Source organism: Flavobacterium helocola (genome assembly GCF_038289885.1).
Classification (GTDB): Bacteria; Bacteroidota; Bacteroidia; order Flavobacteriales; family Flavobacteriaceae; genus Flavobacterium; species Flavobacterium cheniae.
In genome coordinates, this window is sequence record NZ_JBBYHT010000001.1 from 503,860 (window position 1) to 517,149 (window position 13,290).

Annotated in this window: 13 protein-coding genes; 10 read left to right on the forward strand and 3 right to left on the reverse strand. The window is 32.2% G+C overall.

Annotated features, from left to right (window positions below; genetic code table 11):
- Positions 1–26: 26 nt before the first annotated feature.
- Complete coding sequence (locus tag AAEO58_RS02395; protein WP_341681623.1) at positions 27–848, forward strand: hypothetical protein; 822 nt, start codon at positions 27–29, stop codon at positions 846–848.
- A gap of 182 nt (positions 849–1,030) precedes the next feature.
- A complete protein-coding gene (locus AAEO58_RS02400; protein WP_341681625.1) occupies positions 1,031–3,262 on the forward strand; it encodes a TonB-dependent receptor family protein in 2,232 nt (743 codons plus the stop codon).
- Positions 3,263–3,463: 201 nt separating this feature from the next.
- On the opposite strand, the gene AAEO58_RS02405 is transcribed toward AAEO58_RS02400, so the two are convergent.
- Genes AAEO58_RS02405 through AAEO58_RS02415 form a run of 3 tightly spaced genes read right to left on the reverse strand, consistent with a single transcriptional unit; the run spans position 3,464 to position 5,371 of the window.
- A complete protein-coding gene (locus AAEO58_RS02405; RefSeq protein WP_264367751.1) occupies positions 3,464–4,282 on the reverse strand; it encodes a ZIP family metal transporter in 819 nt (272 codons plus the stop codon).
- Between the two features lie 2 nt (positions 4,283–4,284).
- Complete coding sequence (locus AAEO58_RS02410) at positions 4,285–4,932, reverse strand: metal-dependent transcriptional regulator (RefSeq protein ID WP_341681627.1); 648 nt, start codon at positions 4,930–4,932, stop codon at positions 4,285–4,287.
- 58 nt (positions 4,933–4,990) lie between these two features.
- Complete coding sequence (locus AAEO58_RS02415) at positions 4,991–5,371, reverse strand: Fur family transcriptional regulator (protein WP_341681629.1); 381 nt, start codon at positions 5,369–5,371, stop codon at positions 4,991–4,993.
- A gap of 78 nt (positions 5,372–5,449) precedes the next feature.
- On the opposite strand from AAEO58_RS02415, the gene AAEO58_RS02420 reads away from it, so the two are divergent.
- From AAEO58_RS02420 to AAEO58_RS02455, 8 genes are all read left to right on the forward strand, one after another.
- A complete protein-coding gene (locus AAEO58_RS02420) occupies positions 5,450–5,797 on the forward strand; it encodes a MerC domain-containing protein (RefSeq protein ID WP_341681631.1) in 348 nt (115 codons plus the stop codon).
- 1 nt (position 5,798) lies between these two features.
- Positions 5,799–7,013, forward strand: a complete 1,215-nt coding sequence (locus tag AAEO58_RS02425; RefSeq protein WP_341681633.1) for a GTP-binding protein — start codon at positions 5,799–5,801, stop codon at positions 7,011–7,013.
- A gap of 97 nt (positions 7,014–7,110) precedes the next feature.
- Entirely contained in the window at positions 7,111–9,306 is a 2,196-nt protein-coding gene (locus AAEO58_RS02430; RefSeq protein ID WP_341681635.1) for a TonB-dependent receptor, read from the forward strand.
- Positions 9,306–10,466: a lycopene cyclase family protein gene (locus AAEO58_RS02435; RefSeq protein ID WP_341681637.1), complete on the forward strand. Its 1,161-nt coding sequence runs from the start codon at positions 9,306–9,308 to the stop codon at positions 10,464–10,466. The genes AAEO58_RS02430 and AAEO58_RS02435 overlap by 1 nt, the downstream gene beginning before the upstream one ends.
- A gap of 101 nt (positions 10,467–10,567) precedes the next feature.
- Positions 10,568–10,978: a BrxA/BrxB family bacilliredoxin gene (locus AAEO58_RS02440; protein ID WP_324067334.1), complete on the forward strand. Its 411-nt coding sequence runs from the start codon at positions 10,568–10,570 to the stop codon at positions 10,976–10,978.
- Between the two features lie 55 nt (positions 10,979–11,033).
- On the forward strand, positions 11,034–11,420 hold the full coding sequence (locus AAEO58_RS02445; protein ID WP_341681640.1) for a hypothetical protein: 387 nt from the start codon (positions 11,034–11,036) through the stop codon (positions 11,418–11,420).
- 98 nt (positions 11,421–11,518) lie between these two features.
- Positions 11,519–12,253, forward strand: coding sequence for a lysophospholipid acyltransferase family protein (locus AAEO58_RS02450; protein WP_341681642.1), 735 nt, complete (start codon positions 11,519–11,521; stop codon positions 12,251–12,253).
- 4 nt (positions 12,254–12,257) lie between these two features.
- A complete protein-coding gene (locus AAEO58_RS02455; protein ID WP_341681644.1) occupies positions 12,258–13,256 on the forward strand; it encodes an acyl-ACP desaturase in 999 nt (332 codons plus the stop codon).
- The last annotated feature ends 34 nt before the right edge of the window (positions 13,257–13,290 follow it).

Here is a 13,290-nt window from a genome sequence, read left to right on the forward strand (position 1 = left end):
TGATTGCTTTTAAGAAACAAAAATTGATGAAAAATACATTACTTGTAGTTTTACTTAGTCTTACCTTACACTATTCTTTTTCTCAAAAGATTGACAAATCTAAAGATGAATTAAAATCTGGAAACAGTTCTAATTCTTCGTCGAGCCCAAGTTCATCAAGTTCAAGTAGAAATTCTTCTTCAAATGATTTTGGATTAGCTGGCTTATTTGTTGAAGGCTTATTGTATGTAAGTTTTTATTCCACTATTGGCGATTATAGAAGTGAAAATCATTTATACAACCCATTATCTAAATATCCTTATTTTGATGGTGAATCAGGAAATTTCCAAAAAGAAAACGACAGTATTCAATATGGAAATTTGATGCGATTTGATGTTGAAAATCATTTTCTGTATAGCAACAATAATTTATTCGGAAATCATCTAAAAGCAAAATTCAGACCTTTTCAATATTTCTATATACAAAGTGATTATCGAGAATTGATTGAGAAAAATGCTATTACTAACAAATATTCAAATCTTTCGCTATTTCAATTTAATGTGGCTTATGATAGAATTCGATTTAAAAAGTTTAATTTAGGTTGGACACTTGGTGCCACTTATGTGGGGAATGATGTTCAAAAAGCTGGTTTTTCTTATGGTTTACATACCGATGTTTTTGCGATAAAAAACATAAGTTTTAATAGTGCAATGATTTGGAGTAGAATAAATGGCTTACCTGTAAACTCATTCGAAATTAGAGGAAAATACCATAAACAGAATTATTTTTTCGCTATAGGCTACGAACATTTAAAAATTGCTACTCCAAATTATAATTATATGACATTTGGAGCAGGAATATACTTTTAAAAAAAGCTGTTTTTGTTAAATAGTTTCATTTATTTCCCTGACTTAAATAGAAAAAACAAAAATTTATTATTAAAAAAATAGATTAAATACAATTCTAAAAGTCTCTTTAAAAAAGTTTATTTATAATTTGTCTAAATAAACTTTAGTGATTATTTTTGCTCCGTAGAATTAATCTAAATAAAATGAAATATATCGTTGTATTGGCTTTTTCAAGTATAATGCTATCACAAAGCCTAAACGCTCAAGAAATTGAATCTAATGATTCTATAGTAGAGTTAAATTCAGTCACCATCTCACCTATTCAACAAAGTCCTGAGAGAATGCCTGAAACAAAAGGAAATGTGATTTTTTCAGGAAAGAAAAATGAAGTTATCAAATTAAACGCCATTAACGCAAATTTAACCACAAACAATGCTCGTGAAGTTTTCTCAAGAATTCCAGGAGTTACAATCTGGGAAAATGAAGGATCAGGAATTCAAATAAACGTTGGGGTTAGAGGTTTAAGTCCTAACAGAAGTTGGGAACTAAACACGAGACAAAACGGATACGACATTTCATCTGATGTTTTTGGTTATCCAGAAGCTTATTACAATCCACCTTTGGAAGCAGTTGAGTCACTAGAATTAATTCGTGGTGGTGCTTCATTACAATTTGGACCACAATTTGGAGGAATGTTAAATTATGTTTTAAAAAGAGAAACAAAAAAGAAATTTTCTTTTGAAACACAAAACACAACCGGTAGCTACAACTTAATGAGTTCGTACAACGCTATTGGTGGAAAAATAGGCAAATTTTCATATTACGCTTACAATCATTCAAGAAGTGCTGATGGCTGGAGAGAAAACAGCGAGTATAAAGTAAGAAACTCTCACGTTTTCCTTGAATATGCTTTTACAGAAAAAACAAAAATTTCTGCAGAATACACTAACATGGATTACCAAATGCAACAAGCAGGAGGTTTAACGGATGAACAATTCAATAATAATCCTAGACAATCATTAAGAAACAGAAACTGGTTTGGAACTCCATGGAACGTGTTTTCATTAAATTTTGACACAAAAATTAATGAAAATTTAAGTTCTAATACTAAATTATTTGGCTTAATCGGCGAAAGAAATAGTGTTGGTTTTACTGCAACTCCTAACAATGTAGACGCTATTAATCCGTTAACTAATGACTACGCAAACAGAAGGGTTGATAGAGATTTTTACGAAAATTTTGGTTTAGAAAATAGAAACTTGTATAAATATAAACTAGGGAAAATTGAAAACAATTTAGCTTTTGGGTTTAGATTATACAAAGCAAATACTATTAGACAACAAGATGGAAGAGGGACAACAGGTTCCGACTTTGACCTAACTACTGAAAATGGTTTCCCAAGAGATTTAAACTTTTATACTGAAAACGTAGCTTTATTTGCAGAAAACCAATTCAAATTAACTGAAAAATTTAGTGTAACCCCAGGTTTAAGATATGAATATATTAACTCTATCGGAAACGGAAGATTTGGGATTAGCTCAGGAAATGATGTGCCATTTGAAGAAAAAGAAATTAGTAGAAGCAAACCATTATTTGGTTTAGGAATGGAATATAAACTAGGCTCAACAAACATTTATGCTAATATTACGCAAGCTTACAGACCAGTTCTTTTCTCAGACATTACTCCGCCTGCAGTTACTGACCAAATAGACCCTAACTTAAAAGATGCTTCAGGCTTCAATGCTGATTTAGGATACAGAGGTACATTTAAAAATTATTTAAACTTTGATTTTAGTTTATTCTATCTTTCATACAACAACCGAATTGGAGGTGTTAGACAATTTGTAAACAACGATCCAACTCAGGGTACTTTCTTATACAGAACCAACTTAGGCGAAACCATTAATAAAGGTATTGAAGGATTTGTAAATCTTAATGTAACTAAACTACTAGAGGTTGAAAATAAATTCGGAAATATCGACTTATTTGCAACAATTAGTTTTATTGATTCTAGATACACCGATTTTAAAATATATTCAGCATCGGGAACTGCGCCAAATGTAGTGATTACAGAAAGTAACCTTAAAGGAAATAGAGTAGAAAATGCACCACGCTATATTCATAACTTTGGTCTTGGATGGAATAAAAACAATTTCTCTTCTACATTACAATATAGAATGTCAGGGAAAATTTTTACTGATGCAAACAACACAGTAGCTCCATCTGCAAATGGAGTAACAGGATTACTAGACAAATATCACGTATTAGATTTATCTACAGAATATAAATTCTTAAAAAACTATAATCTAAGAGCCGGAATTAATAACTTAACAGACGAAATGTATGCAACAAGAAGAGCAGGTGGATATCCTGGACCTGGTATCTTACCTGGAGAAGGAAGAACATTCTTTCTATCAATTGGAGCAAAATTTTAATCTGATTTTCAGTTAGTTTTAGTTAATAAAAAAGCAATCTCATTATTATTGAGATTGCTTTTCTTATTTTTGTACTATGGATATACAACAAATCTTAGTTTACCTTTCTTTAGCCATAGCCGTAGGTTTTTTGGTAAAGAAATTCTTTTGGAAAAAACGTCCAAAGAAATCAAAACCTTGTGGCGATGATTGTGCTTGTCATTAACCTAAAGCTACATCTAAAATCATCATTACAATAAATCCTCCGATAAAACCTAAAGTGGCAATATCGGTATTTTTATCTTGTTGGGTTTCTGGAATTACTTCTTCAACGACAACAAATATCATAGCACCAGCAGCAAAAGCCAATGCGTAAGGTAATATTGGGGTGAAAAAAGTAACCGCAACAGCACCAATTACTCCAAAAATAGGTTCTACAATGGCTGACGATTGTCCGTACATGAAACTTTTTGTTCTGCTCATTCCCATTCTTCGTAACGGCATAGAAACGGCAATCCCTTCAGGAAAATTCTGAATTCCAATTCCAATAGCCAAAGTAACGGCTCCTGCAATTGAAGCTTCTGGAATTCCCGCTGCAACACCACCAAACAAAACACCAACAGCTAATCCTTCTGGAATATTGTGCAACGTGATGGCTAAAACCAAAAGAGTGGTTCTTTGCCAAGGTGATTTTATTCCCTCTGTTTCTTTGAAATTTATGTGCATGTGGGGCAACACTTTATCCAATCCGAAAATAAAAATGGCTCCTAATAAAAATCCAACTGCAGCCGGAATTACTTTAATAAATCCATCTCCTTCACTCATTTCGATTGCTGGCGCTAGCAAACTCCAAAAACTTGCCGCAACCATTACACCGCCTGTAAAACCAAGCATTCCATCTAAAACTACTCGATTCATCGTCTTAAAAAAGAACACAAACGAAGCACCGAATGCTGTTAATCCCCAAGTAAATGTGGTCGCTAAAAAAGCTGCCAGAATTGGGTCGATACTTTCAAAAAAATGAATAATTGAATCAAACATAATTATTGTACGTATAAGTTATTAGCAATTTTATTCGAAATCGTTAATCTTTTTCCATCAATTTCAACCGTTAACGTATCATCAAAATCTTCTTTGTCGATTACTTTAACAACCGAACCTAAAGCTATTTTCTGTTTATCTAAATATTTTAAAAAATCGGTAGACGAATCTTTCACGCCAACACAATGAAATGATGCATTTATTTCAACTTCAGATAACAATTGTTTTTCAATTTTCTTAATCACACCTTTTGCATCTGGAATGGGATCTCCGTGTGGATCAGCAACAGGAAAACCTAAAAAAGCATCCAATTTATTAATCAATTGTTCCGATTTGATATGTTCTAATTCTTCTGCAATTTCGTGCACTTCATCCCAAGAAAAACCTAATTTATCTACTAAAAAAACTTCCCATAATCGGTGCTTTCTAACAATCATTTTTGCCGAATGAAAACCTTTTTCAGTTAAGGTAACGCCTTGATATTTCTGGTAACTTACCAAATCTTTATCCGAAAGTTTTTTCATCATATCGGTAACCGATGACGCTTTGGTATCTAACATTCCAGCAATAGCGTTCGTGTTGACGCCTTTTGGAGAAACCAACGATAAATGATAAATAACTTTAATATAATTTTCTTCAGAAATGGTCATGTTTTTTTTATTATCAAAAATACAATTTTATTTTATCAAATAAAATATTTAGACAAAACTAAATTTTATTACAATTGGGACAAATTCCTGATAATGTAAAATTTGAAGTTTCTACTTTATATTCTATGGGAAGTTGTATTTGAGGTTCTACACCATCTAAACACGAGGTGGTGTTACATTTTGTACAATTAAAATGAACATGATTATGATGATGATGTTCTGTTGATTGACAGGAGGCATATTTAACTACACCATCTGTTGTTATGGCTTTATGAATTTTATCTTCTTTTAATAAACGCTCCAAAACCCTGTAAATAGTTACTCTATCGCACAAACCATTCAATAATTCCTGAAGTTCGGCATGAGAAAGTGCAACCTTGCTTTGTTGAATAAGATGCAATATTTCCGTTTTAGCTTGAGTATTTCGAGTTACTTTCATGTTTTTATTGCAACATTGTTGCGTTAATTAAAATAATTACTATATTTGCAACAGAATTGCATTAACAAAGATAGCAAGATGAATATAAAATCAAAACAATTTCATGATGTTTTAGGAATTTCCAGTGCCACATTGTGCTTAATTCATTGTTTAATATTTCCTTTAATCGCCATTTTACCAATTGGATTATCACATAATCATTGGATTGATCTAGTTTTCGCAGGAATTGGAATTTATGCAATAATTGGAATACTTAAATCCGAAACTCATAAATCTATAAAACTCATTTTAATTTGTTCCATGGGGATAATTTTGTCAAGTATTTTATACACTCTAATCACTCATCATCATACAACTTTACTTTATTTTGGTGGAATTGGAATGATAATAGGTCATTTGTTGAATTTTAGATACCACAAACATTAAAATGAGAAAACTACCCGCAACAATATTATCTGGATTTTTAGGTGCTGGAAAAACCACATTACTTAATCATATTCTACACAACAAAGAAGGATTGAAAGTAGCCGTGATTGTTAATGATATGAGTGAAGTAAATATCGATGCCCAACTCGTAAAAAACGAAATGACGTTATCTCGAACCGAGGAAAAGTTGGTAGAAATGAGTAACGGTTGTATTTGTTGTACACTTCGCGAAGATTTAATGGTTGAAATTGAAAAATTAGCCAAAGAAAATCGTTTTGATTATTTACTTATTGAAAGCACTGGAATTAGTGAACCAATTCCGGTTGCGCAAACTTTTACATTTGTTAATGAAGAAGAAAACATTGATTTATCTAGATACAGTTACATTGATACTATGGTAACGGTTGTGGATGCTTTTAATTTCTTTAAAGACTTTAGCAAAGCAGAAACTTTAAAAGACATTCAAGCATCGGATATTGAAAATGATGAAAGAACAATTGTAAATTTATTGGTAGACCAAATTGAATTTGCCAATGTAATTGTACTAAACAAAATAGATTTGGTAAAAAAAGAAGATTTATTGCTTCTTGAAAATACACTAAAAAAATTAAATCCGGTAGCAAAAATTGTGCATTGTAACATGGGGAAAATTGCTACCAATGAAATTATAAATACAGGATTATTTAATTACGAAGAAGCCGAAATGTCAGCCGGTTGGATTCAAGAACTAGAAGGAATTCATACTCCAGAAACAGAAGAATACGGTATAAATTCATTTGTTTTTAGAGACCATAGACCCTTTCATCCTTATCGTTTATGGGATTTCATTTCAGAATTTCCTCAAACCATCATAAGAAGTAAAGGACTTTTTTGGATAGCTTCTAGACCAGCTCAAGCTTTAAATTGGTCACAAGCTGGTGGCTCAATAAAAGCCGAAGGCGCTGGAGTTTGGTGGGCAAGTATGCTGTATAGTGAACGTATTAATTTCCCAAATTTCATTCAAAATCAAGAAATTATTGAAGAACGTTGGTCATTAGAATTTGGCGATAGGCTAAACGAATTAGTTTTTATCGGAATCCATTTAAATGAAACCGAAATTAGAAATAAAATAGAAAAATGTATTTGTACTCGTGATGAGATTGTTGATATGCAGAGTGGTTTTGGCTCAACTAAAGACCCTTTTCCTGTTCCAAAACAATTTTATCAAGCAACTTAGTTTTTTGGAGATTTATTTGGTTAATTTCCTTAATCGGTTTGTTGTTTTTTTGACAAACCGATTATTTTTTTTAGTTTTGTCTAAATTTAATTTTACAATGTCTAAAATATTTATTTATACTGCTCTATTTTTATCTGCTTTTACTTTTTCACAAAACACTATAAAAGGAAAAGTGACCGCTAATAATGAAGTTTTAGCTTATGCCAATATTTATTTAAAAGAACTAAACAAGGGAGTTGAAACCAATGAAAATGGCGTTTATGAATTTACTAATATTCCCAACGGTTCCTATACAATTACCGCTTCCTACATTGGGTTTAAACCCGAAAAGAAAAAAATTATACTTGAAAATAATTCTGATTTAACAATCATTTTCGACTTACAAGAAGATTCAAACACATTAGACGATGTAGTAATTTCTGGAACACTAAAACCCGTTTCAAGAATGGAAACACCCGTTCCTGTAGAAGTGTATACAACAGCATTTTTAAAGAAAAACCCAACCTCCAATATTTTTGAAGCGTTGCAAAATGTAAATGGTGTTCGACCTCAACTAAATTGCAATATTTGCAACACTGGCGATATTCACATCAACGGGTTAGAAGGTCCGTACACCATGGTTACAATTGACGGAATGCCGATTGTAAGCGCACTTTCAACCGTTTATGGATTATCTGGAATTCCAAATTCGTTGATTGACAGAGTTGAAGTAGTAAAAGGTCCAGCATCCAGTTTGTACGGAAGTGAAGCTGTTGGAGGTTTAATCAATATCATTACAAAAAAACCAACAACTGCTCCATTATTTTCAGCCGATATTTTTTCGACTTCTTGGTTAGAAAATAATTTGGATTTAGGAATTAAAAGTAACATTGGTAAAAAAGCCGTTACTTTAGTCGGCATCAATTATTACAATTACAACCAGCCTATCGATAACAACAATGATAATTTTACCGATGTAACCTTGCAAGAACGCATTTCCATCTTCAACAAATGGAATTTCGAACGAAAAAACAATAAAGAATTTACCATCGCAGGACGCCTTTTTTACGAAGACCGTTGGGGAGGCGAAATGCAATGGAACAAATCATATCGAGGTGGTTCGGAAGTTTATGGCGAAAGTATTTATACGAAAAGAGTGGAGCTTTTAAGTAAATATCAATTACCAACAACCGAAGATATGTATTTATCGTTTTCAATGACCGCTCATGACCAAAATTCGGTGTATGGAAATACGATTTACTTGGCGAATCAAAAAATTGCTTTTGGACAATATACTTGGGATAAAAAGCTAGAAAATCACAATTTGTTATTGGGAGCTGCTTTTCGTTATCAATATTACAACGACAACACACCAGCGACAATTTCGGCAGAACAAACAAAAATTTATAGCGTTTTTCTTCAAGATGAAATAAAATTAGCTGAAAAACATCATCTTTTATTAGGTGCTCGATACGATTACAACAACAATCACGGTAATATTTTCACCCCGAGAATCGCCTACAAATGGAAGCCAACGGAAAATGATGTGTTCCGAATTAATGCAGGAACTGGATTTCGAATCGTGAATTTATTTACCGAAGATCACGCTGCTTTAACAGGTTCGAGAGATGTAGTAATTACCGAAGATTTAAAACCTGAAACTTCGTACAACATCAACTTGAATTATTTGAAGAAAATCAGATTTGAAAACGGTGTTTTTTTAGGATTTGAAACTTCGGCTTGGTACACTTATTTTAACAACCAAATTATTCCAGATTACGACACAAATCCAAACCAAATTATTTATTCCAACTTAAACGGATATGCACAAACCTTAGGAATTAGTGGCAATATCGATTTAGTTACGCCTTTTGGATTAAAAGCAATTGTTGGTTTTACCATTATGGAACCGAAAAATGTGCAAAACGGAGTGAACTCAATACCTGTTTTAACGGAAAAATACAGCACTAATTGGGCTATAACTTACGATATTCCAAAATGGTTTCTATCCATCGATTACACTGGGAATTTATATGGACCAATGCGATTGCCAATTTTAGGTGATTTAGACCCAAGGCCTGAGTACTCTCCTATTTGGAGTTTGCAAAACATACAATTTACTTATAAAAAATTTCGTAGTTTTGAACTTTATGGTGGTGTGAAAAATATTTTGAATTGGACGCCAAATAAAGGAACTCCATATTTAATAGCTGGAGCAGAAGATCCTTTTGGCGAAAATTTTGACGCAACTTATGTGTATGCACCCAACCAAGGAATTAGAGGCTTTTTAGGAATTCGATATACTATTTTTTAATGCAACATTATCATTACATTTTCACAGGTTCAGGATTATCAGCTTTGATGACCGTTTATGAAATGCTTTTATCTGGAAAATTTAAAGATAAATCCATTTTGCTAATTGATGAGAATACTAAAAAAGCAAACGATAGAACTTGGTGCTTTTGGGATGAACATAATTTATTTGATGAAATCGTTTCAAAAAAATGGAATCAAGCTGTTTTTGCGAATGAGAAATTCAATCGCGTTTTAGAACTAACGCCTTATCAGTACAAAAAAATAAATGGTTTGGATTTTTATGAATTGGTTTTCAAGAAGATTTCCGAACATAAAAACATTCATTTTTTAAATCAAAAAGTAGTTGATTTTACTGAATTAGGAAATCATTGCGTAGTAAAAACGGAAAGTGAAACTTTTACCTGCAATAAAGTATTCAATTCAATTTACAATCCTGAAGTTGTAAAAGCACAAACCAAATTTCCTTTAATTCAGCAACATTTTGTAGGTTGGTTTATCAAAAGTAAAGAGGCTGTTTTTACTCCAAATTGTGCCACTTTTATGGATTTTTCGGTAGAACAAAAAGGCAATACACGTTTTATGTATGTTTTACCAACATCCGAAAATGAAGCGTTGTTAGAATACACGTTATTTTCAAAAGACTTACTTTCAAAAGAGGAATATGAATCTGAAATCAAGAAATACATTGAAAATCTCGGAATAACCGAATACGAAATCATTGAAAAAGAACAAGGCAATATTCCAATGACGTGTTACCCTTTCTGGAAACACAACACTAAAAACATCATTAATATTGGTTCGGCTGGCGGTTGGACAAAAGCGAGTACGGGGTATACTTTTAAAAATGCTTCCAAAAAATCAAAAGCTTTAGTTCAGTTTTTAGAAAAAAATATCTCGACTTCGCTCGATATGACAGATTTTAGAAAATTCCATAAAAAAGATAAATTTTGGTTCTATGATTTGTTGTTGTTAGATATTTTAAGTTCGAAAAACGAATTAGGCTCCAAGATATTTTCTTCGATGTTCAAAAAAGGAAATTCGACTGTAATTTTTAAATTTTTAGATGAAGAAACTTCTATTTGGGAAGATTTACAAGTCATTTGGAAATGTCCAAAAATGATGTTTGTGAAAGCACTTTTTGGTAGAATTTTCAAATAAGAGTAAACTATCCAATCATAACAAATCTTTATGAATTGGTTTTCTATAACAAGCAAAAAACTTTGTAACTTTGCAACTCGTTAACTTATAACATAAAAATTATGTATCCAGAAGAAATGGTAAAACCAATGCGTGCTGAATTAACAGAAGCTGGTTTTCAAGAATTATATAGTGCTGAAGCAGTAGAAAATGCTTTAAAAAACGAAGGAACTACGTTAGTAGTAATCAACTCAGTTTGTGGTTGTGCAGCAAGAAATGCACGTCCAGGAGCAAAAATGAGTTTAGATGGCGCTAAAAAACCTTCTCAATTAGTAACTGTTTTTGCAGGAGTTGACAAAGATGCTGTTGATGCAGCGCGCCAACACATGTTTCCTTTTCCTCCATCATCGCCATGTATGGCTTTGTTTAAAGATGGTGAATTAGTTCACATGCTAGAACGTCATCATATCGAAGGTCGCCCAGCAGAATTAATTGCTGAAAATTTAAAAGACGCTTACAACGAATTTTGCTAATAATTTTTTTTGGCGCAACCTTTTTATGAATTTCGAATCTTATAAAAAAAAGATTATGAAAACTATAGTTCGAATTTTGCTTTTGTCAATTTTATTGCAAAGTTTTCAATGTGATGAAAATGAGTCAAATGTTTCGGAAATTACACCTGAACAATTGATTGAAAAAAAACAAGAGATTCTTGATTATATTAACAGTTTTTCGTGTACCAACACATCAAATTGTAATTACATCGCTTTTGGTGCTAAGCCTTGTGGTGGACCTAGAGAATTTTTGGTTTTTCCAAATACAGTAAATCAAACTACATTAGAAAACTTAGTCAATGAATATAATGAAATGGATCATCAATACAATATACAAACAGGAGCAGTTTCTGATTGTATGGTAGTAAGTCCTCCAAATAATATTGACTGTATAAACGGCGATTGTACAATTATAGACTAAAAATATAAGCATTATACTATGCTGGCATAGAATAAAATCCACCAAAACATTGGTGGATTTTTATTTTATAGCTTACTTTTGCCCAAATTGGTTTTTACATGGAAAAAATTCTTTCATACCCACTTTCAATACTATACACATTAGTTTTTTTTATTTGGTTGTTAATCTTTCATCCGATTCAATGGGTTTGTTTTAATCTTTTTGGATACAATGCACACCGCCTTAGTGTTGCTTATTTAAACTTTTGCTTAGTTAGAACTGCGCATTTACTTGGCACCACTTATCATATTAAAGGGATGGAAAATGTTCCTGAAAACAAACCTTTAATTATTGTTGCCAATCATCAAAGTTTACACGATATCACCACTATTATTTGGTTTTTGCGAAAAGTACATCCTAAATTTATAAGTAAAATTGAACTTGGAAAAGGAATTCCGAGTGTTTCTTATAATTTACGCCATGGTGGTTCGGCTTTAATTGACCGAAAAGATCCAAAACAAGCGTTACCTGAAATTAAAAAAGTAGCAGAATTAGTAAATAACAATAATTACTCGGTTGTAATATTTCCAGAAGGTACACGAAGCAAAACAGGAACACCTAAACCTTTCGCGGTGAATGGTTTAAAAATGCTATACAAGTTTGCGCCAGACGCTTATTTCTTGCCAATAACCATAAATAATTCATGGAAAATGACTAAATTTGGTACTTTTCCTCTCGGATTAGGAACTCGTTTAGAATTTACCATTCATAAACCAATGAAAATTTCAGAACATCCGTTTGAAGAAATTTTAGAAAAAACCGAAACTATAATTACAAAACATATTAAAATATAACCCCATGTCAATACAAAACGTCCGCTTGGAAGTAATGCAATTTTTGGAAAAAAAAGTGGATAACTTCGTGGAAGAATTCTTAATCCCTGTCGAAAAAATTTGGCAACCTACTGATTTACTTCCTGATTCTTCAAAAGAAAATTTTTTAGAAGAAGTAAAAGAATTACGTGAAATAGCTAAAGATTTACCTTATGATTTTTGGGTTACTTTAGTTGGAGATACCATTACCGAAGAAGCATTACCAACATACGAAACTTGGTTAATGGATGTAGAAGGCGTTACTCAAAAAGGAGAAAACGGAGATAATGGTTGGGCAAAATGGTTACGTCAATGGACCGGGGAAGAAAACCGTCATGGCGATGTTTTAAACAAATACCTTTATCTTTCTGGAAGAGTAAATATGCGTGAAGTTGAAATTACTACGCAACATTTAATAAACGATGGTTTTGATCCCGGAACAGGAAGAGATCCGTATAAAAACTTTGTGTTTACCAGTTTTCAAGAATTAGCAACGTATGTTTCTCACAATCGTGTAGCGTTACTTGCTAAAAAATATGGTGATAAAAAACTACACAAAATGTGTAATTTAATTGCAGGAGACGAAATGCGTCATCACTTAGCGTATAGCGAATTTGTAAAACGTATTTTTGAAGTTGATCCTAGCGAAATGATGTTGTCGTTTCAATACATGATGAAGAAAAAAATTACGATGCCTGCTCATTTGATTAGAGAATCAGGTGAAAGTATTGGAACTGCTTTTGAAAAATTCTCAGAATCAGCTCAGCGTTTAGGCGTTTACACTGCGATGGATTATGTGGATATTCTTCAAAAATTAAATGAGAAATGGGAAATTGATAAAATTGGTAATCTTTCAGATGAAGCTGAAAAAGCACGTGATTATCTAATGAAATTACCAGCTCGTATGGCAAAAATTTCTGAACGTTTAGTAGTTCCTGCAGAAGGACAACTTTTCAAATGGGTAGAACCGGCTTTAGCTAGATAAACTTATAAATTCTAAAAAAATTAAATTCCAATTT